Origin of the sequence: Sporosarcina sp. P1, assembly GCF_002743155.1 — a bacterium.
Lineage (GTDB): Bacteria > Bacillota > Bacilli > Bacillales_A > Planococcaceae > Sporosarcina > Sporosarcina ureae_B.
Map to the genome: position 1 here is coordinate 84,733 of NZ_PDYS01000003.1, position 22,426 is coordinate 107,158.

Genomic DNA, 22,426 nt, shown 5'->3' on the forward strand with positions numbered 1-22,426 from the left:
ACATTGGAAAAGCGTGTCTTAAAAACACTTGAATTTGATAAAATCATTCAACAAGTAGCGGCACAATGTACGTCCATTGTGGGCCGTGCACATATAGAGCAATTAGTACCTTCAAAAAGTCTGGAAGATGTCAATCGGTTACTTGAGGAAACAGATGAAGGTTTGGCGCTTCTACGAATCCGTGGGAATGTCCCGATGGGTGGAATCCATGATATACGATCCCATGCGAAACGAGCGCAAATTGGTGGAATGTTAAGCGCAATGGAACTGGTGGAAATTGCAGATACTATCCGTGCCAGCAGAATTCTTCGTCAGTTTTTAGAAGCTGTTGCAACTGAAGGCGAGATTTCTATTCCTCATTTAATCGCCCGTAAAGAAGCGATGCCGGTCTTGACAGCAATCGAACATGAAATTAATGCAGCAATCGATGATAATGGTCGAGTGATGGACAGTGCATCATCCGCGTTACGTTCGATTCGTCAGAGCTTACGTATCCAAGAAAGCCGTGTGCGTGAACGTCTTGAAAGTTATACTAAAGGGAAGAACGCATCGAAAATGCTTTCTGACGCAATCGTAACGATGCGTAATGATCGTTATTGTATTCCCGTTAAAGCGGAATATCGTTCTCACTATGGCGGTGTTATTCACGATATGTCTTCATCTGGCCAAACATTATTCATCGAACCGGATGCAGTCGTTCAGGCAAATAACGAGATTCGTGAACTGAAAGTTAAAGAGCAGGAAGAAGTCGAAAAGATTTTGCTTGCCTTGTCTGCAAGTGTTCAAGAAATTGCTCATGAGTTATTCACATTAGTACAGCTATTGGCAGAAGTTGATGTCATTTTAGCGAAAGCGAAATACGGTACTGCCAATAAATGTACGAAACCAGCCGTTAACGCGGATGGCTATATGCGTCTCTCTAAAGCGCGTCACCCACTCCTACCTATTAATGAAGCGGTAGCGAATACGATTGAATTTGGTACAGACGTTACGACGATTGTGATCACTGGTCCAAATACAGGTGGGAAGACCGTTACGCTAAAAACAGTGGGACTTTGCACGTTGATGGCACAATCAGGTCTGCCTATTCCAGTACTTGACGGTTCTGAAATTGCTGTCTTTGATTCGATTTATGCAGATATCGGGGATGAGCAATCGATTGAACAGAGCTTGAGTACATTTTCTTCCCATATGGTCAACATCGTGAATATATTGAAGAAGTTCGATGATCGCTCTCTATTATTATTCGATGAATTAGGCTCAGGGACGGATCCTCAAGAAGGTGCTGCTCTTGCCATATCCATTCTGGATGAAGTGCATGGTACTGGCGCACGTGTAATGGCAACGACTCATTATCCAGAATTAAAAGCGTATAGCTTTAACCGGGCGGGTGTGACCAATGCGAGTGTTGAATTCGACATTGATACGTTGAGTCCTACCTATCGTTTACTAATCGGTGTACCGGGACGAAGTAATGCGTTTGAAATTTCTAAACGATTAGGTTTACAAAGTCATGTAATAGATCGTGCAAAGAGTTTCACCGGAGAAAATCGTGGAGAAGTAGATTCTATGATCGCTTCTCTTGAAACGAGCCGTGTACAATCCGAAAAAGATGCTGAACGAACACATGACGTACTTTTGGAAACAGAGAAGCTGAAAAAAGAATTACACGATAAACTCCAAGAATTCGAAGAGCAAAAAGACCGTTTAACAGAAGCAGCCAAAGAGAAAGCAAAAAAAATCGTGGATCAGGCAAAGACAGAATCCGAAGCGGTTATTTCAGACTTACGTGCTTTACGAATGAATGCCGGAGCTAGTGTCAAAGAGCATGAGCTAATAGAAGCCCGAAAGCGTTTGGAAGGCGCGGCACCTGAAGAAAAGAAAAAGAAAACCATTAAAGCACAAGCGGGACCTCGTCCATTACAAATAGGGGACGAAGTAAAAGTACTCGCATACGGACAAAAGGGAACTCTTGTTGAGAAGGTTTCAGATAAAGAATGGATCGTTCAAATTGGTATTTTGAAGATGAAATTACAGGAGTCTGGACTGCAATATACGAAGCCTGAGAAAGAAAAGAAACATGTCACAGTCTCAGCAGTAAAAGGTCGTTCTGAGCATGTGAAAATGGAGCTCGATTTACGTGGTGAACGATATGAAGATGCTCTAGTACGCACTGAGAAGTATATTGATGACGCGTTATTGTCCAACTACCATCAAGTGAACATTATTCACGGTAAAGGAACGGGGGCACTTCGACAAGGTGTTCAACAATACTTGAAAAAACATTCACGCGTGAAATCCTATCGCTTTGGTGAAGCAAGCGAAGGCGGAAGTGGCGTTACTGTAGTAGAATTAAAATAAATGAAACCTTTCAGCTGCTTGGATCGTATGACAAGCAAGAGAACATAAAGAAGGTGTAGCGTTATGAATCATACGGGATTTTGGAGTCATCCATTGGTTGAGACGGCCGGGTATTTCAGTGTCGTTACACTGTGCTTGATCGTGTCGATGGTGCTATTTGAAATTGTAACAAAATATAAAAACTGGGAAGAGATTCGTAAAGGAAACTTGTCAGTGGCGATGGCGACAGGCGGAAAGATATTTGGTGTCGCAAATATTTTCCGCTATTCAATCGAGCAGCACAACAGTTTGCCGCAGATGATGGGCTGGGGCTTATTCGGTTTCGTGCTTCTTGTCTTTGCCTACTTGCTGTTCGAATTCCTGACACCGAAGTTTAAAGTGGACGAGGAGATTCAAGCGGACAACCGCTCCGTCGGCTTCATCTCACTCTGCATTTCGGTAGGTCTGTCATTCGTCATCGGCGCCAGTATTTCATAGGAGACCGCATATTATGGAAAGATTAATTAAGATATTATTAGTAGTCTGTGTACTCTTCGTCCTTGTCGGAGTATACTGGCTTGTCACCAACACACCTTGACCTCGGTCTTGGTGTGTTTTTTACATTTAAAACGTAAAAGATCAAAACTAAACGGAGGATTGTTTAGTGTTTACGAGGGGATTGAAGCACAAATTGCCTCCCCGCTTCGCATGGCCAGCTTCTCAAACTCTTAAAAATGTATAATAGTCATTACACTCACATAGACTAAGAGGCATTTATACAGATAAATAAAGCGCTTTCATATTTATCTTGTAAACTAATTAGTTTATCGATATACTAATGAACAAGGAATATTCAAACTACTATATTAGTGTAAAGGAGTTGTAAAGATGACAAAGAAACCTTGGCTTGCTGCATATCCAAAAGAAATCCCGACTACTTTAGCTTATGAAAATATTCCATTGCAAGACTATCTAACGAGGTCGGGCAAAAAATATTCAAACAACACAGCGATGCATTTTATGGGGAAAGACATCACGTTTAAAGAATTTCACGAGTCCGCCTTAAAATTTGCGACCTATTTACAAAAGTTAGGGATCGTAAAAGGTGATCGCGTTGCCATTATGCTACCGAACTGTCCGCAAAGCGCTATCGCGTACTTTGGAATTCTCTATGCAGGTGCAATTGTGGTTCAGACAAATCCATTATATACAGAGCGCGAATTGCACTACCAACTTTCTGATTCGGGTGCAAAAGTGATTATATCACTTGATATTTTGTTCCCCCGTGTCACGAAAGCCATGGACGGAACTGCGCTTGAAAATATTATTATTACGGGGATCAAAGATTATCTCCCATTCCCAAAAAATCTAGTCTATCCATTCATTCAGAAAAAAGAACATAAGTTGATGGTGAAAGTGGAGCATCGTGGTATGCATCATGTATATACAGAAATAATGAAAACGACAAAACCCGATCCAATTCATGTAGCTTATGAAAATGGTGATATTGCATTATTGCAGTATACCGGAGGAACTACAGGACCGCCAAAAGGTGTAGAACTGACACATTCCAATTTAATTAGCAATACTGAAATGTGCAGTGCATGGTTATACAAAACGGCTGATGGCGAAGAAACGATTATGGGCATTCTACCGTTTTTCCATGTTTATGGTATGACGACAGTTTTAATTTTTGCTGTAATGAAAGGTCATAAAATGGTCTTGATACCTAAATTTGATTTCAAGACGGCATTGAAAGATATTGATAAACAAAAACCTACATTATTCCCGGGAGCACCAACGATCTATATTGGGCTATTGAATCATCCTGATTTGGAAAAATATGATCTATCTTCTATTAAAGCTTGTATTAGTGGATCTGCTGCATTACCAATTGAAGTGAAAGAAAAGTTTGAAGCGGTAACCGGTGGAAAGCTTGTAGAAGGATATGGCTTAACTGAGACATCTCCAGTCGCTATGGCTAACTTTGTGTGGGATGGATTGGAAAAGCGTGGCTCTATTGGAGTTCCATGGCCTGATACAGATGGATGTGTACTTGGCCCAAGTTCATCAGAACCGTTGCCGGTAGGAGAAATTGGGGAGATTGCGATAAAAGGACCTCAAGTAATGAAAGGTTATTGGAATAGACCTGATGACACACAGGAATCATTCCGTGAAGGATGGTTTTTGACAGGAGATCTAGGGTATATGGATGAGGACGGCTACTTCTATGTTGTCGATCGTAAAAAAGATATGATTATTGCAAGCGGGTTCAATGTCTATCCACGTGAGATCGAAGAAGTCCTGTATGAGCACCCAGCTATTCAAGAATGTATCGTAGCAGGTGTACCGGATCCATATCGTGGTGAAACAGTTAAAGCGTATATTGTCTTAAAAGAAGGATATTCCGTAACAGAAAAAGAATTAGATACGTATTGCAGAAAACAACTTGCTGCATTTAAAGTTCCAAAGCATTATGACTTCCGAGAAGATCTTCCTAAAACGGCGGTAGGTAAAATACTGCGCAGAACATTAGTGGAAGAAGAACGAAAGAAATTAACGGAAGTTCAAAATTCATTAAAAAGTTCGTAATTAAATGCTTGACTATAACCCAAAAGAATATTAACATGAAGATATGAATGAATCATCATTCATATTTTCTTTTTGGTGGTGAATCATTAATGAAGCGAACAAAACCTAAATATAGACAAATTGTAGATGCTGCAGTGATTGTTATTGCAGAGAATGGGTACCACCAAGCACAAGTCTCGAAAATAGCTAAAGAAGCTGGAGTCGCGGATGGAACCATTTATTTGTACTTTAAAAATAAAGAAGACATTCTAATATCCGTATTCAGAGACAAATTGGCGATTTTTGTAGAAAATATTAAAGAAATATTAAAAAAAGATCTTCCGATCGCAGAAAAATTGCAATTGGTTGTAGAAAACCATTTTAGAATACTAGAAGAAGATCATCATTTAGCGATCGTCACACAATTGGAACTCAGACAGTCAAATAAAGATCTGCGACTTCAAATCAATAATGTGTTGAAAGAATATACGGTTTTGTTGGATATTTTGCTGGAAGAAGGGGTAGAGAAAGGAGAGTTGTCTCCTGAGCTTGACCTTAGACTAGCGAGGCAGATGCTATTTGGCACTATGGACGAGACGATTACCTCTTGGGTGATGAACGAACAGAAGTTTAATTTGGTCAACTTAGCACCTAAAGTTACCGATATGCTATTGCATGGCTATGAACAAAAGTAAGCATTGTATTAGAGGAGAGATAGTAGATGACATTGATTAACTTGGAGAAAGACGGTCATGTCGCATTAGCGAAAATTGACCATCCGCCAGCGAATGCACTATCTTCAAAATTGATTGAGGAAGTGGATCAGTTGTTAACCAGCCTAGAGCATGACGATGAAGTTCGCGTTGTTGTTCTATATGGTGAAGGTCGATTCTTCTCAGCGGGTGCGGACATCAAAGAATTCACAACGGTGGACACAGGAGCAGCGTTCTCGAAGCTTTCTAGTAAAGGACAAGAAGTTTTCGAGCGTTTAGAAAACTTCCCTAAAACTGTAATCGCTTCCATTCATGGAGCGGCACTTGGAGGTGGTTTAGAGCTTGCTATGGCTTGCCACATTCGTTTAGTTACGAAGAGTGCGAAATTAGGCTTGCCTGAATTGCAATTAGGTCTTATTCCTGGGTTTGCAGGTACGCAACGTTTGCCGCGTTTGGTTGGTGTAGCGAAGGCAGCAGAAATCATGTTGACGAGTGATCCAATCTCAGGTGAAGATGCAGTACAATGGGGACTTGCCAATCATGCATATGCAGATGAAGAACTATCGGCTGAAACATTAAAGATGGCAAAGAAAATTGCTCAAAAGAGTCCGATTGCCGTGAAACATGCATTGCGTATGCTTTCCTACTCAAAAGATCAGTCCTTCTATGAAGGTGTCGAAGAAGAAGCCAAGTCATTTGGAGAAGTGTTCGTATCCGAAGATGCTAAGGAAGGTATTCAAGCATTTATTGAAAAGCGTCAACCTACATTTACTGGGAAGTAATTATCAAAAAGGGAGGTTCTATTAATGAACATTTATGCATTAGTAAAAAGAACATTTGATACGGAAGAAAAGATTTCAATCTCAAACGGTGCCATTGCTGAAGATGGCGCAGAATTCATCATCAATCCATACGATGAGTACGCAGTGGAAGAAGCTATTAAACTACGTGACGAACACGGTGGGGAAGTAACTGTATTATCAATCGGTAACGAAGATTCCGAGAAACAATTGCGAACAGCATTGGCAATGGGTGCAGATAAAGCGGTACTCATCAATATTGAAGACGACATTGATGAGATAGACGAACACACTTCCGCAAGAGTCATTGCAGATTACCTAAAAGATAAAGATGCTGATCTAATTTTGGCAGGTAACGTAGCAATCGATGGCGGTTCAGGACAAGTGGGACCCCGTGTTGCAGAATTACTAGGCATTAACTATGTTACGACAATTACAGAATTAACGATCGACGGAACGAACGCAACGGTTGTGCGGGACGTAGAAGGGGATTCAGAAACGATTGAAACATCCCTACCGCTTCTGGTGACAGCACAACAAGGACTGAACGAACCACGCTATCCATCTTTGCCTGGTATTATGAAAGCGAAGAAAAAGCCACTTGAAGACCTAGAGTTCGATGATTTGGACCTAGAGGAAGATGACGTGGAAGCGAAGACGGAAACGAAGGAAGTCTTCTTACCACCCGAGAAAGCAGCAGGGCGTGTACTTGAAGGAGAGCCAGCAGATCAAGCAGCTGAACTTATAAAATTATTGCGTAACGAAGCGAAAGTAATTTAATTCATATAGAGAACCGTAATTAGGAGGGACTACATTATGTCAAAGAAAATGTTGGTTTTAGGTGAAGCACGTGATGGAGAACTACGCAACGTATCATTTGAAACAATTGCAGCAGCTAAGAATATTTCAGACGGCGGAGAAGTTGTCGCTGTTCTTATAGGGGATCAAGTTCAGTCACTTGGCGAAGAAATGATTCATTATGGAGCGGATCGTGTAGTAGCGGTTGAGCACCCGCATTTGAAGCACTACACACCAGACGGTTTTGGTCAGGCATTCCTAGCAGTTTACGAAGATGAATCTCCTGATGGTGTGGTATTTGGACACACAGCAATGGGTAAAGATCTATCACCGAAAATTGCAAGTAAACTTGGAACGGGATTAATTTCAGATGTTACAAAAATCGAAGGAGAAGGCGACGACGCAGAGTTCATCCGCCCGATCTATTCTGGTAAAGCATTTGAAAAAGTGGAAATCAAAGAAGGTTTGCAATTTATCACCATCCGTCCGAACAACATCGAGCCATTAGCACATGATGCAAGCCGCTCAGGTGACGTAACAGCGAAAACTGTCGAAATTACGAATCTTCGTTCTGTTATCAAAGACGTAGTACGTAAATCAACTGAAGGCGTGGATCTATCTGAAGCGAAAGTAATCGTAGCGGGCGGCCGTGGCGTCAAAGGACCTGAAGGATTTGAGCCTTTAAAAGAATTAGCAAATCTTCTAGGTGGTGCAGTCGGTGCTTCGCGTGGAGCGTGTGATGCAGATTACTGCGACTATTCACTACAAATTGGTCAAACGGGTAAAGTAGTAACACCAGATTTGTATATTGCAGCTGGAATTTCTGGGGCGATCCAGCACGTAGCAGGTATGTCCAACTCGAAAGTCATCGTGGCAATTAACAAAGATCCAGAAGCGAACATCTTTAAAATTGCAGACTACGGTATCGTAGGTGACATCTTCGAAATCATTCCAATCATGATCGAAGAAATTAAAAAGATCAAAGTAAGCTAATAAAGTGATACAGGCATTTTTTTAGCTCCTTCTATACCTCCATGATATAATACGAATATAGTTAAAGACTAAGGAGGAAATTAGAATGGCGATTATCAATGCAACCGATTCGAACTTTGCTGAAAATGTAAAAGAAGGCGTAGTACTAGTAGACTTTTGGGCACCTTGGTGTGGACCATGTAAAATGATCGCTCCTGTACTTGAAGAACTTTCAGGAGAACTTGAAGGAAAAGCGAACATTGTAAAAGTAAACGTGGATGATAACCAAGAAACTGCTAGCCAGTTTGGTATCATGTCGATCCCAACACTTCTTCTGTTTAAAGACGGAGAAGTAGCTGAGAAAGTAGTAGGCTTCCAACCGAAAGAAGCACTTGCACAACTAATCGAAAAACACGCATAAATACAAGAGACCGGGCCGCAGAGCAGCCCGGTCTTTTAGTAGGTGAAAATAATGAATGAAATCATTGAACATAAACTTTCGATCCTCCCCGAATTGCCGGGTTGTTATTTGATGAAGGATCGTCAAGGTACTGTCATTTATGTAGGGAAAGCAAAAGTGTTAAAAAACCGTGTGCGTAGCTATTTCACGGGTTCCCATGATGGCAAGACACAGCGATTGGTCGGAGAAATAGAGGATTTTGAATATATAGTTACCAATTCTGAAATTGAGGCATTAATTTTGGAATTGAACATGATAAAGAAGTACGATCCAAAGTACAACATCATGCTAAAAGATGACAAAACATATCCTTACTTGAAAATCACTAACGAACGTCATCCGAAGTTAATTATCACGCGTAAAGTCAATAAGAAGTCAGGCAAGTATTTTGGACCTTATCCAAATGCTACGGCCGCGCATGAAACAAAAAAATTACTGGATCGCTTATATCCATACCGCAAATGTCAAAGTATTCCTACACGCGCGTGTTTGTATTATCATATCGGTCAATGTCTTGCACCTTGTATTAAAGAGGTACCTGCCGATGCTTATACTGAAATGATTGCAGACATTACACGATTCCTAAATGGCGGCTATAAAGAAGTCAAAAAGGAACTTCAGCAAAAAATGAATACAGCAGCGGAAGAATTAGAATTTGAACGTGCGAAAGAATATCGCGATCAAATTACTAACATTGAAACCGTTATGGAAAAGCAGAATATGAATGCGAATGATTTTACAGATCGTGATATTTTTGGCTATGCAGTGGATAAAGGCTGGATGTGTGTGCAAGTATTCTTCGTCAGACAAGGTAAGATGATAGAACGGGATGTCTCTATTTTTCCGGCCTATCAAGATCCGCAAGATGAATTACTAACATATCTCGGCCGTTTCTATGGAGAAGCCCAACATTTATTGCCGAAAGAAGTACTTCTACCGGAAACTGTTGATGTTACATTAGCAGATCAATTACTCGATACGAATGTGTTGATCCCACAACGTGGAAAGAAAAAAGAACTTGTCAAACTCGCTGCCAAGAATGCATCCATTGCATTGAATGCTAAATTCCAAATAATTGAACGCCAAGAAGAACGTACAATTGGTGCATGTGAAGAGCTTGGAGAAGCGATGAATATCAGTACGCCTCTTCGCATCGAAGCTTTCGATAACTCGCATACACATGGCGTGGAACCGGTATCCGCGATGATATCATTTGTAGATGGAAGACCAAATAGAAAAGATTACAGGAAATATAAAACTAAAACTGCTGCAGCGCATGATGATTATGGTGCGATGCGTGAAGTGGTTAGACGACGCTATACACGTGTCTTAAAAGATCAGTTGCCTTTACCTGATTTAATTGTCATTGATGGTGGGAAAGGACAGATGGAAATCGCTCGGGAAGTGTTGGAAGATGAACTGGGTCTTTCCATTCCAATAGCTGGACTAGCAAAAGATGATAAACATAATACAGCGCAGTTGTTGTACGGTCATCCGCCGGAGGTTGTTCCGTTAAAGAAAACGAGTGAAGCTTTTTACTTGTTACAACGCGTCCAAGATGAAGTCCATCGATTTGCTATTACGTTCCATAGACAGCGGCGGGGGGCATCTTCACTGACTTCTTCACTCGATGGAATTGAAGGAGTTGGACCAAAACGTAAACAGCAATTACTGAAACATTTTAAAACAGTGAAAGCCATACGCGAAGCAACATCTGAACAATTAAAAGAAGCAGGGATGCCACAGAAAGTAGCTGAAGAGCTATTCGCTCATTTCCAGCAACCTGAGAAGTCTGAAAAGCCCTTGATTGAATAAAAATCAAGGGGCTTTCATTAGTGTTTAGTGATCAGATTATTGATAGAGGTTTGAGTTTCGGTATACTTTATTTGAATAATCAGTTATTTTTTTCAAAGACTTATATTTTGTAAATAAATGCGTTATGTAATGCGAACAAAACAAATGATAATCTTTCTAACCCTTATTCGTATGGGCTTCAAACTATGTCAAGTGTTGTCAGATCATAGGAGAAAGTGAAGTGTTATTCGACGTTTTTGGAAAAATCATAATCTACTATGAAAAGTTCACAGCGTCTTGACCTGTCCAATACAGAGGAGTACAATATACATGTTATCATATTGTACCACGAAGAGAGATACTGGCGAATGCGAACTAGATAGAGAACCGCATCACTACAGTATAATCTCAGAAATAAGGGAGGGTAAAAGACTTGTCGAAAGAAACAGATTTTTTCTTACGCCGTCTACATTCGTTGCTTGGTGTAATTCCAGTTGGACTTTTTGTTGCCCAACACTTAGTAATTAACCATTTTGCAACGCGCGGTGAGGAAGCATTCAACACAGCATCTAATTTTATGGGGAACTTGCCGTTTGTACTTTTCTTGGAATGGTTTATTATTTACATTCCACTCATGTTCCACGCTTTTTACGGAGTGTACATAGCTTTCTCAGCGAAATACAATGTGGGCCATTACAGTACTTTCCGTAACTGGATGTTCACACTCCAACGTTTTACGGGTGTATTCCTCGTCATCTTCATTGCATGGCACGTATACGAAACTCGTATTCAAAAAGCGCTTGGAACTGAAGTAGACTTCAACATGATGGTCGATATTTTATCGAATCCACTTATGCTTGTATTCTATATCGTAGGTGTTGTATCTGCTACTTTCCATTTAGCAAACGGATTATGGTCTTTCTGTGTTACTTGGGGAATTGCACAATCACCAAGATCACAAAAAATCGTATCTTACATCACAATCGTTATATTCTTAATACTTTCTGTAATTGGAATTCAAGCACTTCTAGCTTTTGTGTAAATAACTAATAACTAATGAAATTACGTATAATTGAGGAGTGACACAATAATGGCAAAAGGCAGATTGATTGTCGTCGGTGGAGGACTAGCTGGACTAATGGCTACCATCAAATCAGCAGAAGCTGGTGTACCGGTTGACTTGTTCTCGCTAGTACCAGTAAAACGTTCCCACTCCGTATGTGCCCAAGGCGGCATTAACGGTGCTGTAAATACGAAAGGTGAAGGCGATTCCGTCGACATTCACTTTGATGATACAGTTTACGGTGGAGACTTCCTAGCGAATCAAAAACCAGTACAAGCAATGACGGCAGCAGCTCCTGGAATCATCCACTTATTGGACCGTATGGGTGTTATGTTTAACCGCACGCCAGAAGGTCTTTTGGATTTCCGTCGTTTCGGTGGTACACTTCACCACCGTACAGCATATGCAGGTGCAACAACTGGACAACAGTTACTTTATGCTCTTGACGAACAAGTGCGTTCTCACGAGGTAGCAGGATTAGTTCAAAAATATGAGCACTGGGAATTCCTTGGAATCATTAAAGATGAAGAGGGTACGTGCCGTGGGATCAAAGCCCAAAACATGAAGACAATGGAAATCCAAGCATTCAAAGCGGATGCTGTCATCATGGCAACAGGCGGCCCTGGTATTATCTTTGGTAAGTCTACAAACTCTGTGATCAACACAGGTTCTGCAGCTTCTATCGTATACCAGCAAGGTGCAAAATATGCAAACGGCGAATTCATCCAAATTCACCCAACAGCGATTCCTGGAGATGACAAGCTTCGTCTAATGAGTGAATCTGCACGCGGTGAAGGTGGACGAGTTTGGACATATAAAGATGGGAAGCCCTGGTACTTCTTGGAAGAAAAATATCCGGACTATGGTAACTTAGTTCCACGGGATATCGCAACACGTGAAATTTTTGACGTATGTGTAAACCAAAAACTAGGTATCAACGGTGAAAACATGGTGTACTTGGATCTATCCCACAAGGATCCTAAAGAACTAGACATTAAACTTGGTGGAATCATCGAGATTTATGAAAAGTTCACAGGAGACGATCCGCGTAAATTGCCGATGAAAATCTTCCCGGCTGTTCACTACTCAATGGGTGGACTATGGGTTGACGATCACCAGCAGACAAGCATTCCCGGCCTATTCGCAGCAGGCGAATGTGATTACTCACAGCACGGTGCAAACCGTCTAGGTGCTAACTCGTTACTATCTGCTATCTATGGTGGAATGGTCGCAGGACCAAACGCTATCGATTACATGAAGCATCTGAAGCGTACAGCTGATGAACTTCCTGGCACAATCTTCGAAGATGCAGTGAAAGAAGAGCAACAGAAATGGGAAGACACTCTTAAGATGGACGGTACAGAGAATGCGTACGTTCTTCACAGAGAGCTTGGCGAGTGGATGACAGACAACGTAACGGTTGTTCGTTTCAATGATAAATTGAAGCAGACAGACGAGAAAATTGTCGAGTTACTTGAGCGTTATGAAAACATTAATATTACGGATACACAGCAATGGTCTAACCAAGGAGCTATGTTCACACGTCAGTTGAAAAACATGCTATATCTAGCACGTGTAATCACTTTAGGTGCATTGAATCGTGATGAGAGTCGTGGCGCGCACTATAAGCCAGACTTCCCGAATCGTGACGATGAGAACTTCTTGAAAACAACAATTGCGGAATTTGATGGAGTCTCTGCACCAATTATTTCATATGAAGATGTAGATACATCTATCATTCCTCCACGTATCCGCGATTACTCAGCGAAGAAAGGAGATTGACAAAAGTGAGCGAACAACAAACAGCAACTGCTACAAAAACTGTCGTGTTTGACATTCATCGTCAAGATACTGCCACTTCAAGCCCTTATGTTGAAAGATTTGAAGTTCCATATCGTCCGAATATGAACGTAATTTCGGCTTTAATGGAAATCAGACGTAACCCAGTAAATGCTAAAGGTGAAAAAACGACTCCTATTAACTGGGATATGAACTGTTTGGAAGAAGTATGTGGTGCATGTTCAATGGTTATTAATGGTCGCCCTCGTCAGTCATGTACTGCGCTGGTTGATCAGTTAACACAACCTATAAAACTTGAGCCTATGCGTACATTCCCAGTCGTTCGTGACTTGGTTGTTGACCGTGAATTCATGTTCGATTCGTTAAAGCGTATCAAAGCATGGGTTCCGATCGATGGTACGTATGATCTTGGTGAAGGTCCTCGTATGCCTGAACGTAAGCGTCAATGGGCATATGAATTGTCTAAATGTATGACTTGCGGAGTATGTCTGGAAGCTTGTCCGAACGTCAACGACAAGACGAACTTCATGGGTCCTGCATTAATGTCACAAGTACGCCTTTTCAACGCACATCCGACAGGCGCAATGAACAAAGATGAGCGTTTGGCTACTGTTATGGGAGACGGAGGAATCACTGAGTGCGGTAACTCACAAAACTGTGTAGTTGCTTGTCCTAAAGGAATTCCATTGACGACTTCTATCGGTGCAATTGGTAGAGCGACAACGATCCAAATGTTCAAGAACTTCTTCGGAAGTGACCATCAAGTAGATTAATTTCTACAAACCAAACTGTCCAAGAAGTCTATGACTTCTGGACAGTTTTTTGGCGTTTACAGCTTGTCGACTATATGAGTTAGCTTGTGATTGTTCTTTTTAGAAAGAATTCTTCACGAGGTCTTCAACTCTTTAGTAATCATCAGTGTAATAAATGTTAATTGACGTTAACTTGTATTTTGATATAATGAATGATGATTCATTAAAAAGGGGTGTATGTAAATGAGAGCAAGTTATATTGACGATTTAGAGGAATGGGTAGAAAGATTTCATTTTCATGCAGATGTTTCAGTACGTTTTTCAGAGACAGATATGTATGGACATTTGAATAATACGAAGGTATTTGCATATTTTGAATATGCTAGAATTGAGTTTTTGAAACACTTAAACCATATGGCGAAGTGGATTGATCCGAAAGGTGAAACTATTCCAATAGTAGCGGATTTGCAATGCGATTTCGTAAAGCAAGTGTACTTTGACGAAAAGCTACAGATCCATGTAAAGGCTAATACTATGGGCACAAGTTCAGTTGATCTACATTATATGGCTACAAATGAACGTGATGAAATCGTCTTTACAGGTAGAGGCGCTATCGTTCAAATTGGAAAAAGTGATGGTAGGCCTGTTGCATGGACAGAGGAAGAAAAACAGTTGTTTCTTGAAAACTCGTAAAAGCCTACACAGCCGCCCTTACGCTTACATATCCTAAGGGGAAAGCGTAAAGAGGAGGGGCGCATCTTGGATGAAATGCAAAACCGTTCTTTATTAACAAATCGGGAACGACAAATTTTCACTTTGCTGGTAAACGATTTTACAACAAAAGAAATTGCTGGACAGCTGACCATTAGTGAGAAAACCGTACGAAACCATATTTCGAATACAATTCAAAAACTGGGTGTATCAGGCAGAGCACAGGCTATAGTCGAATTATTGCGATTGGGAGAATTACAGCTGAACTAAAATGATACCCAGCTTACGATAGTAGATCAATTTTGTGCAATCAGTGTCAATCACTTCTTCTCTAGCTTAAAATCGAAGGAAAAAATGTTGCGTTCATCAATGAAAACGGTACAATGAAAAGATAGGACTCATTTCAGGGAGCTGATTTTTTGTTGAATGAACAGAAAAACGTACCGAATGATATCGTAAAGATGGAAAAAGATTTGCGATACATTGCGTCCATCATTAAGGAACAAGGTCGAAAAATATTAAAAAACTCTACTATTACACCTCCTCAATTCAGCGCTCTTCAATGGTTGTTGGAATATGGTGATATGACCATCGGAGATCTATCCAATAGAATGTTCCTTGCATTCAGCACCACGACGGATTTAGTAGACCGGATGGAAAATAGTCAACTAGTGAAACGCGTGCGGGATGAAAAGGATCGTCGGGTGGTCCGTGTCCATTTATTACCTGAAGGAATACGGATTATTGAAGAGGTCATACAGAAGAGACAAGAGTATTTACAAGATGTTCTTGTAAATTCAAATGAGCAAGAAATTCAGCAGTTTTCAGGATTGCTGGCTAAACTACATGAACAGATGACAAGAGATTGAGGGATTACATTGAATGCACCTATTGGAGTAATTGATTCGGGAGTCGGCGGATTGACAGTTGTAAGAGAGTTACGCCACCACCTACCGAATGAACCTATTATTTATATTGGCGATGACGCACGTTGTCCGTATGGTCCACGGTCCGCCGAAGAAGTATTGCAATTTACGATAGAGATGGTCAACAGTTTGGCGCAAATGGGTATAAAAATGCTTGTTATTGCGTGTAATACTGCGACAGCTATCGCGTTAGAAGAAGTACGAAAGCAATTTGATTTTCCGGTTGTCGGTGTTATTGAGCCAGGGGCAAGAGCAGCTGTCAATGCGTCGCAAACAGGTGAAATTGCTGTGCTTGGTACAGAGGGCACCGTGAACAGTAAAGCGTATGACCAAGCGATACAGGCTTTAAAGAAGGAAGCAAAAGTCTATTCACTCGCATGTCCGGAATTTGTGCCCATCGTTGAAAGTGGAGAATATCGTACACAGGCTGCAAAGGATATAGTTGACAAGACATTACTGCCCTTGCATAACGATTCGTTTGATTCTGTAATACTTGGCTGTACGCATTATCCATTATTGCAAGAACATATCGAAGCGCATTTCTCCAATAAAAAAAATGTTATTTCGTCAGCGGCGGAGACTGTGATTGATGTGGAACGGATTCTAAAAGATGAGCAATTACTATCTATTTCAGCGGAAGAGCCGATATTTTACACGACAGGCTCGATGGAAAAGTTTCAAGCCATCGTTGAAGATTGGCTTGCCATTCCCCAGCCAGACGTACGCAAGTTAACTTTTTAAAGGATAGGGCAGTACCCGAAAACTGTACATCGTTTTCGGGTTTTTTGCTGTGAATATGGTAAGATGGATTGAACGTAGATTTGATGAGTACGTCACACTAAATAATTGAATCAAAATGGAGGATATTGTATGCGACATGATGGAAGAGCAACAGAAGATATTCGTACAGTAACGATAGAGAAAGATTATTTGATACATCCAGAAGGTTCCGTACTGATTTCAGTTGGCAATACTAAAGTGATTTGTACAGCGACGATTGAAGATCGGGTACCGCCGTTTATGCGTAATAGTGGAAAAGGGTGGATCTCAGCTGAATATTCCATGTTGCCACGGGCTACAGGACAACGGACAATCCGTGAATCATCCCGCGGTAAAGTAGGCGGTCGTACGATGGAAATCCAGCGTTTAATCGGACGAGCTTTGCGTGCAGTCGTTGATTTGGATGCTATAGGTGAGCGGACAATTTGGATCGATTGTGATGTCATTCAGGCAGACGGCGGAACGCGGACGTCTTCGATTACAGGTGCATTCGTTGCATTGGTCATTGCAGCAAATAAATTGCAAATCGAAAAGAAATTGCCTGTATTCCCCGTTCGTGACTTCTTAGCTGCTACAAGTGTTGGTAAACTAGCTGACGGTCAATTGATCACGGATCTTGACTATGTAGAGGATTCTTCTGCCGACGTCGACATGAATGTGGTGATGACAGGACAAGGCCAATTCGTGGAACTCCAAGGGACGGGTGAAGAAGCTACTTTTTCCCGAGCAGAAATGAATGATTTATTGACATTGGCTGAATCGGGAATTGAACAATTGATTGCAATTCAAAAAGAAGTATTAGGCGAGTTGGCGGATAAGATTGGGCAACAGGTAGGCGAGGCGCAATGAAAGAAGTATTAATCGCAACGAATAATACAGGTAAAGCGAAAGACTTTGAAGTTCTCTTTCGCCCTTTAGGTATCACGGTGTTGACATTGCAGGATATCGAAGAATCGATTGATGTTGAAGAAACGGGTACCACTTTCGTTGAAAATGCCATACTAAAAGCTGAGACTGTTGCAAATTTACTAGGGAAAGTAGTAATTGCAGACGACAGTGGGCTAGAAGTTGATGCATTGAATGGTGAGCCAGGTGTCTACTCTGCACGCTATGCAGGCGAGCCTTCGAACGATGAAGCGAATATCGATAAGTTGCTAGCTAATCTTGTAGAAGTACCTGAAACGGCGCGTCAAGCCCGTTTTCGGTGCGTTCTAGCGATTGCGGGTCCTACTATCGAGACAACTACTTATTCCGGTAGCTGTGAAGGCTTCATTACAGATCATCGACAAGGAACGAATGGATTCGGCTATGATCCAATATTTTATGTGCCTAGTAAAGAAAAGACCATGGCACAGTTATCTGCAGAAGAGAAAAGTGCCATCTCTCATCGCGGAGCGGCTTTAGCTCAGTTAAAAGAACGGCTACCAGAATTTATTGCGAAGTTTGGTGAAATGAAATGAAGTTACTTGTTTTAAGTGATTCACATGGCGATGTAAATACAGTGAAGCAGATTAAAACATTGCAAGCAGAGGCAATATTCCATTGTGGTGATAGTGAATTATTGGCAAATGATCCATTGCTTAATGGAATCCATATTGTTCGTGGTAACTGTGACGGTGATGATCAATTTCCAGCGAGCATTGTACAAAAGATGGGCGATGAGACTGTATTCATCGTCCACGGCCATGAGCACGACGTCAAGCGCTCTATGCTTACCCTTTCTTACGCAGCAGCTGAACAACAAGCAACCATTGCATTATTCGGACATTCTCATTTATATGGTGCGGAGATGATCAACGGTGTATTGTTTGTTAATCCGGGAAGCACGACCCAACCACGTGGTGGAAGGGAAGCAACATACGCAGTCATTGAAATCACTGATGTTTATACTGTAAGTTTTTATAGTATGAACGACGACATAATAGACGAAATAATATTAAATAAATAGTTTTATGAAATAGTGTTGACTTATCTTTGGATTATGCATATAATAGTTCTTGTGCCTGTGGTTGCAGGTGTTTGTCTCAGTAGCTCAGCTGGATAGAGCAATGCCCTTCTAAGGCATCGGTCGGGGGTTCGAATCCCTCCTGGGACGTAATTAAGACTTTTTTAAGTAGTTAGGAAATTAAAAAGAACTACAAACGTTGTAACAACGTTTGTAGTTCTTTTTTTTTTTCGTGCTTTTAAATCTACTACGCAAACGCTTGGTTTCCTCTCCATTTATCCACCCACAAACATTTTACTCATACCCGATCGAAATTTATTCTCCGATTGGATAAGTTTTCTAATTGTTTACTTATGTATGTACCCTACAAATGAGATGATAATATTTGTTTGTTTTTGACGTAGAAGAGTCATTTCTTACTCTGTAGAATTCATTTGTAGGTAAGGATAGTTTGATAATTCAAGAGATAAATTCTGTTTGGACTTCACTGTAAATTATGGAGTGAAAGAAATAATTTCGGCACTGAACAAATTTATTGAAACGGAAGTTGTCCCACATCAAGAAAAATATAAACGTGAGTTGGAAAATGAACGCAAAACGTTCGGTATGACAATTGGAAATCACCAAGCGATTCCAAAGATGTTAGCTGAATGTGCAATTGATATTTACGCCGGACATAATATATTGTTAAACTGTGCATGGAAGATGGAAAATCAATCCGATTTACCAATCAAGGAAATTTCGATAATCAAAGCATTCTGTACGGAAATGGCACAAAGGGTGATTGATAAATGCATGCAAATTCACGAAGGGATGGGATTAACAAATGAATTGAAACTTGAGAAAGCATGGAGATGGGCAAGGATGATGCGTATTCCTTATGGGACAACCGAGATTCAAAAAAGAATAATTGCAAAGAAGATGTTGCAAGGCGATTTGCACTTTTAGTTTGAACTAAGAATGAAAGCGGTTACTTACATTGGAAAAGGAGTGGTACAGATGAAAAAGATTTTTGGCATGTTAAGCTTGGTGTTAATATTAATTCTTGGTGCTTGTAATACTGAAAAGGACAGTAGTTCAGAAAGTACAAATGGTACAAACACTGAAAAAGTCTACGAATTGAACGTCAGTAACATCCAGCCTTCCACGCATCACTATGTGTACAACGTTTATGAACCGTGGACGGAATTTGTGGAAAAAGAAACAAATGGACGGGTGAAGGTGAATGTATTTCATGGAGGGACTTTGGGGAAGGCGACTTCAGCTTTTGAGGATACTCAAGGCGGCATAGCCGATTTAGCGCCGGTCATTTCAACTTATTATTTTGATAGTATCTTCTTCCCTTATACGATTGGGAATTTACCGTTCGCTTTCCCAGATTCTACGATAGGCAGTGAAATCATGACGAAGTTCGGGGAAAAATACGCTGTCGATGCGATTGAAGAGGAAGTTCATTATTTAGGTGGAAGCTTTGTAACAGATCCATATAATTTATTCTCCAAAAAGCCAGTTAGAAAAATTGAAGACATAAAAGGATTGAAAATGAGAGTCCAAGGTAAATCGGATGTCCCCCTCGTAGAAGCATGGGGCGGTGTTCCAGTATCGATTCCGTTGGATGAAACGTACGAAGCTTTGCAAAAAGGTACTTTGGATACTGCTTTCTATTCGACAATCGGTGTTTTGGGTCATAAATACTACGAAGTGGCACCATATGTCTTGAAAATGGGGACAACCGTTACGCCTGTTATACCAATCATGAACAAAGATTACTATGAATCGCTGCCCGAAGACTTGCAAAAAATGTTTGACGAAGTGCTTGGGCCAAAATTGGCTGAGTTGTTTAGTGAGACGCACAAAAAGGAATTAGACAAAGCCTATGTCGAACTGGGCAAGTTAATTGAAGGTAAGGGAGAGATCATTGAATTAGCTCCTGAAGAAGAAGCGAAATTTAAAGCCTCTGCAAAAACGCTTTGGGATGAATGGGTGGAAGAAGCGAATGCGAAAGGGTATCCTGGTGACCAAATGATGGAAGATTTTAATGACATGCTTCTTGAAGCTGGATTAAAACTACCTTTCTAACTCAAAAGGAACATAATATGTCTTGGTTAACAATCAAGACATATTTTTCTATACGGAGGTGAAATGAATGGGAATTGTGGAAAAATGGATAGGTTTTTTAACGATAATTGGAAAGTGGATAGCGATTCTCACAATGACGAGTATGATGATCTTTACGACATATGCAGTCATCAGTCGCAAATTGGGAGCTCCTGTAGTGGGGGATGTTGAATTTATGCAACTAGGCATGGTTGTGTTGATTATGTTCGCGCTAGCATACACACAAAAAAGAGATGCACATATTTCAATCGGTTTGCTTGTCGATCGGTTACCCCAAAAAATACAAGAATTCACAGATGTCATCAGCTATCTTTTCACGTTTATCATTTGTCTCCTCATTGGATGGGTAAGCTTAAACATTGGATTGAATTCGATGACGGGGAATATAAAAACGACGGATTTGCTTGGCGTCCCACATTTTCCGTTTCGATTCATCATTGCATTAGGTTTCACGATGTGGGGGCTAGAAGTACTTTTGAAGTTCATCCGTTCCATCGTTATTTTGTTTGCCGGAAAGGAGGGGTAATGTGACTATAGAGATGATTGGATTAATGGGCATTGTGGTCATGTTCATCCTCATGTTTTTGCGACTTCCGATTGCTATTGCCATGGCGATTCCGGCTTTTCTCGGTATCTATTATTTAAAAGGTTGGAAAACACTCACTACCGCGATTGAGACCATTATTTGGGATCATAGTTTTAGCTATACATTAACGACGATTCCGCTCTTCATATGGATGGGGGAATTGCTTTTCGTTTCAGGAATTAGTAATGAGCTGTTTAAGATGTTCCGATTGTGGATGGGACGCCTAAGAGGGGGGCTCGGTTTAGCAACAATCGGTGCATCAGCGATTTTTGCAGCTGCTTCAGGCTCTAGCTTGGCGACTACTGGAACGATGGGTGCGATTGCATCGAAGGAAATGGATCGATTCGGATATAAAGACTCGTTCTCCGCTGGGACAATTGTTGCAGGCGGTACGTTGGGGATTCTCATACCACCGAGCACGGCATTTATCGTGTACGGTATGTTAACCGAGCAATCGATTGGTAAGTTGCTCATTGCCGGGATTATTCCAGGTATCATGTTAACCGGATTATATATGCTTACGGTCTATATTTCCGTGCTGTTAAATCCGGACATCGCCCCTATAGCATCGGGGGGTGGGTGGAAAGAAAAAATTAACTCGCTCAAATCGATGACATGGATTATATTATTGTTCACGCTAGTCATCGGGGGGATGTATGTCGGTCTATTCAGCCCGACGGAAGCCGCTGCAGTAGGTGCATTTGGAGCAATGCTCATCGCGTTGCTCAATCGGAAATTGACGTTCAAGAATTTTATCGAGTCCGCATCCAATACGTTAAAAACGACAGGGTTTTTATTTGCCATTATACTGGCTGCATTCATCTTGAATTACTTTCTTGCGATTACAAGAGTTCCGATGCTGATGGCGGATTTTATCGATTCACTATCGATGCCGAACTTTGTGATTTTTATGTTGATCATTGTCATGTATCTCATTCTTGGTGCATTCATGGATTCCATGGCAATGATTGTTATTACAATTCCGATCATTTTACCGATTATTCAAGCGATGGATATGGACTTGATTTGGTTCGGAGTGATAATCGTATTGATCATTGAATTAGGCTTAATCACACCACCTGTTGGAATGAATTGTTATGTATTGAAAGGTGTTTCCGATTATTCACTCGAAACCATCTTTAAAGGTGCGGCTCGGTTCATTATTCCAATCTTTGTTATGATTCTCATCTTATATTTCTTCCCTGAGATCGCATTGTTTTTACCATCCAAAATGTGATGAAGACAAATGTGGAGAAATACTTGTTTCAGACAAATAGAAATAGAGAGTGGGAATGTA

General features: G+C 40.9%; 23 protein-coding genes and 1 tRNA gene. All 24 read left to right on the forward strand.

The window, feature by feature from the left end; translation table 11 throughout:
* Nucleotides 1-3 precede the first annotated feature (3 nt).
* The 24 genes from CSV73_RS05240 (at nt 4) to CSV73_RS05355 (ending at nt 22,366) form a co-directional block, all read left to right on the forward strand.
* A complete protein-coding gene (locus tag CSV73_RS05240; protein WP_099626808.1) occupies nt 4-2,361 on the forward strand; it encodes an endonuclease MutS2 in 2,358 nt (785 codons plus the stop codon).
* A 63-nt stretch (nt 2,362-2,424) separates the two neighbouring features.
* Nucleotides 2,425-2,838 (forward strand): DUF350 domain-containing protein, encoded by a 414-nt coding sequence (locus CSV73_RS05245; protein WP_029052954.1) that lies wholly within the window; start codon nt 2,425-2,427, stop codon nt 2,836-2,838.
* Between the two features lie 390 nt (nt 2,839-3,228).
* Nucleotides 3,229-4,932 (forward strand): AMP-binding protein, encoded by a 1,704-nt coding sequence (locus CSV73_RS05250; RefSeq protein ID WP_085131150.1) that lies wholly within the window; start codon nt 3,229-3,231, stop codon nt 4,930-4,932.
* 89 nt (nt 4,933-5,021) lie between these two features.
* The gene (locus CSV73_RS05255) at nt 5,022-5,606 is read left to right on the forward strand and encodes a fatty acid metabolism transcriptional regulator FadR (RefSeq protein WP_085131149.1); all 585 of its coding nucleotides are present in this window, start codon (nt 5,022-5,024) and stop codon (nt 5,604-5,606) included.
* A gap of 26 nt (nt 5,607-5,632) precedes the next feature.
* Complete coding sequence (locus CSV73_RS05260; protein WP_085131148.1) at nt 5,633-6,406, forward strand: enoyl-CoA hydratase; 774 nt, start codon at nt 5,633-5,635, stop codon at nt 6,404-6,406.
* A 24-nt stretch (nt 6,407-6,430) separates the two neighbouring features.
* Complete coding sequence (locus tag CSV73_RS05265) at nt 6,431-7,204, forward strand: electron transfer flavoprotein subunit beta/FixA family protein (protein ID WP_085131147.1); 774 nt, start codon at nt 6,431-6,433, stop codon at nt 7,202-7,204.
* 36 nt (nt 7,205-7,240) lie between these two features.
* The gene (locus tag CSV73_RS05270) at nt 7,241-8,215 is read left to right on the forward strand and encodes an electron transfer flavoprotein subunit alpha/FixB family protein (protein ID WP_085131146.1); all 975 of its coding nucleotides are present in this window, start codon (nt 7,241-7,243) and stop codon (nt 8,213-8,215) included.
* Between the two features lie 85 nt (nt 8,216-8,300).
* A complete protein-coding gene (trxA, locus tag CSV73_RS05275) occupies nt 8,301-8,615 on the forward strand; it encodes a thioredoxin (protein WP_085131145.1) in 315 nt (104 codons plus the stop codon).
* A 51-nt stretch (nt 8,616-8,666) separates the two neighbouring features.
* A complete protein-coding gene (gene uvrC / locus CSV73_RS05280; protein ID WP_099626809.1) occupies nt 8,667-10,469 on the forward strand; it encodes an excinuclease ABC subunit UvrC in 1,803 nt (600 codons plus the stop codon).
* 412 nt (nt 10,470-10,881) lie between these two features.
* Nucleotides 10,882-11,490 (forward strand): succinate dehydrogenase cytochrome b558 subunit, encoded by a 609-nt coding sequence (locus CSV73_RS05285; RefSeq protein WP_085131143.1) that lies wholly within the window; start codon nt 10,882-10,884, stop codon nt 11,488-11,490.
* Between the two features lie 48 nt (nt 11,491-11,538).
* On the forward strand, nt 11,539-13,293 hold the full coding sequence (gene sdhA / locus CSV73_RS05290; protein WP_085131142.1) for a succinate dehydrogenase flavoprotein subunit: 1,755 nt from the start codon (nt 11,539-11,541) through the stop codon (nt 13,291-13,293).
* Nucleotides 13,290-14,084: a succinate dehydrogenase iron-sulfur subunit gene (gene sdhB, locus CSV73_RS05295; protein ID WP_198166058.1), complete on the forward strand. Its 795-nt coding sequence runs from the start codon at nt 13,290-13,292 to the stop codon at nt 14,082-14,084. Before sdhA ends, sdhB begins: the two co-directional genes overlap by 4 nt.
* Nucleotides 14,085-14,306: 222 nt before the next feature.
* A complete protein-coding gene (locus tag CSV73_RS05300; RefSeq protein WP_085131140.1) occupies nt 14,307-14,756 on the forward strand; it encodes an acyl-CoA thioesterase in 450 nt (149 codons plus the stop codon).
* A 75-nt stretch (nt 14,757-14,831) separates the two neighbouring features.
* A complete protein-coding gene (locus tag CSV73_RS05305; RefSeq protein ID WP_085133536.1) occupies nt 14,832-15,044 on the forward strand; it encodes a helix-turn-helix domain-containing protein in 213 nt (70 codons plus the stop codon).
* Nucleotides 15,045-15,235: 191 nt separating this feature from the next.
* Nucleotides 15,236-15,643 carry a MarR family winged helix-turn-helix transcriptional regulator gene (locus CSV73_RS05310; RefSeq protein WP_085133535.1) on the forward strand — a complete coding sequence of 136 codons (408 nt, stop codon included), beginning with the start codon at nt 15,236-15,238 and terminating at the stop codon, nt 15,641-15,643.
* A gap of 9 nt (nt 15,644-15,652) precedes the next feature.
* Complete coding sequence (gene racE, locus CSV73_RS05315; RefSeq protein WP_085131139.1) at nt 15,653-16,441, forward strand: glutamate racemase; 789 nt, start codon at nt 15,653-15,655, stop codon at nt 16,439-16,441.
* 129 nt (nt 16,442-16,570) lie between these two features.
* On the forward strand, nt 16,571-17,329 hold the full coding sequence (gene rph, locus CSV73_RS05320; protein ID WP_029052969.1) for a ribonuclease PH: 759 nt from the start codon (nt 16,571-16,573) through the stop codon (nt 17,327-17,329).
* Entirely contained in the window at nt 17,326-17,940 is a 615-nt protein-coding gene (locus tag CSV73_RS05325) for an XTP/dITP diphosphatase (protein ID WP_085131138.1), read from the forward strand. Before rph ends, CSV73_RS05325 begins: the two co-directional genes overlap by 4 nt.
* Nucleotides 17,937-18,428: a metallophosphoesterase gene (locus tag CSV73_RS05330; protein ID WP_085131137.1), complete on the forward strand. Its 492-nt coding sequence runs from the start codon at nt 17,937-17,939 to the stop codon at nt 18,426-18,428. The genes CSV73_RS05325 and CSV73_RS05330 overlap by 4 nt, the downstream gene beginning before the upstream one ends.
* Nucleotides 18,429-18,501: 73 nt before the next feature.
* Nucleotides 18,502-18,575 (forward strand) — tRNA-Arg (locus CSV73_RS05335).
* Nucleotides 18,576-18,902: 327 nt separating this feature from the next.
* A complete protein-coding gene (locus CSV73_RS05340; RefSeq protein WP_232319193.1) occupies nt 18,903-19,373 on the forward strand; it encodes an acyl-CoA dehydrogenase family protein in 471 nt (156 codons plus the stop codon).
* Between the two features lie 51 nt (nt 19,374-19,424).
* The gene (locus CSV73_RS05345) at nt 19,425-20,504 is read left to right on the forward strand and encodes a TRAP transporter substrate-binding protein (protein WP_158232281.1); all 1,080 of its coding nucleotides are present in this window, start codon (nt 19,425-19,427) and stop codon (nt 20,502-20,504) included.
* A 67-nt stretch (nt 20,505-20,571) separates the two neighbouring features.
* Complete coding sequence (locus tag CSV73_RS05350) at nt 20,572-21,069, forward strand: TRAP transporter small permease (protein WP_085131135.1); 498 nt, start codon at nt 20,572-20,574, stop codon at nt 21,067-21,069.
* Between the two features lies 1 nt (nt 21,070).
* Complete coding sequence (locus tag CSV73_RS05355; RefSeq protein ID WP_085131134.1) at nt 21,071-22,366, forward strand: TRAP transporter large permease; 1,296 nt, start codon at nt 21,071-21,073, stop codon at nt 22,364-22,366.
* The last annotated feature ends 60 nt before the right edge of the window (nt 22,367-22,426 follow it).

Excerpts from the sequence above, each read along its gene's own strand:
- CSV73_RS05305 (WP_085133536.1), top strand. The coding sequence starts at position 14,832 with ATGCAAAACCGTTCTTTATTAACAAATCGGGAACGACAAATTTTCACT.
- CSV73_RS05310 (WP_085133535.1), top strand. The coding sequence starts at position 15,236 with ATGGAAAAAGATTTGCGATACATTGCGTCCATCATTAAGGAACAAGGT.
- CSV73_RS05350 (WP_085131135.1), top strand. The coding sequence starts at position 20,572 with ATGGGAATTGTGGAAAAATGGATAGGTTTTTTAACGATAATTGGAAAG.
- CSV73_RS05250 (WP_085131150.1), top strand. The coding sequence starts at position 3,229 with ATGACAAAGAAACCTTGGCTTGCTGCATATCCAAAAGAAATCCCGACT.
- CSV73_RS05255 (WP_085131149.1), top strand. The coding sequence starts at position 5,022 with ATGAAGCGAACAAAACCTAAATATAGACAAATTGTAGATGCTGCAGTG.
- CSV73_RS05265 (WP_085131147.1), top strand. The coding sequence starts at position 6,431 with ATGAACATTTATGCATTAGTAAAAAGAACATTTGATACGGAAGAAAAG.
- CSV73_RS05260 (WP_085131148.1), top strand. The coding sequence starts at position 5,633 with ATGACATTGATTAACTTGGAGAAAGACGGTCATGTCGCATTAGCGAAA.
- sdhA (WP_085131142.1), top strand. The coding sequence starts at position 11,539 with ATGGCAAAAGGCAGATTGATTGTCGTCGGTGGAGGACTAGCTGGACTA.
- CSV73_RS05345 (WP_158232281.1), top strand. The coding sequence starts at position 19,425 with ATGAAAAAGATTTTTGGCATGTTAAGCTTGGTGTTAATATTAATTCTT.
- CSV73_RS05330 (WP_085131137.1), top strand. The coding sequence starts at position 17,937 with ATGAAGTTACTTGTTTTAAGTGATTCACATGGCGATGTAAATACAGTG.
- rph (WP_029052969.1), top strand. The coding sequence starts at position 16,571 with ATGCGACATGATGGAAGAGCAACAGAAGATATTCGTACAGTAACGATA.
- CSV73_RS05270 (WP_085131146.1), top strand. The coding sequence starts at position 7,241 with ATGTCAAAGAAAATGTTGGTTTTAGGTGAAGCACGTGATGGAGAACTA.
- CSV73_RS05300 (WP_085131140.1), top strand. The coding sequence starts at position 14,307 with ATGAGAGCAAGTTATATTGACGATTTAGAGGAATGGGTAGAAAGATTT.
- trxA (WP_085131145.1), top strand. The coding sequence starts at position 8,301 with ATGGCGATTATCAATGCAACCGATTCGAACTTTGCTGAAAATGTAAAA.
- CSV73_RS05245 (WP_029052954.1), top strand. The coding sequence starts at position 2,425 with ATGAATCATACGGGATTTTGGAGTCATCCATTGGTTGAGACGGCCGGG.
- uvrC (WP_099626809.1), top strand. The coding sequence starts at position 8,667 with ATGAATGAAATCATTGAACATAAACTTTCGATCCTCCCCGAATTGCCG.
- CSV73_RS05325 (WP_085131138.1), top strand. The coding sequence starts at position 17,326 with ATGAAAGAAGTATTAATCGCAACGAATAATACAGGTAAAGCGAAAGAC.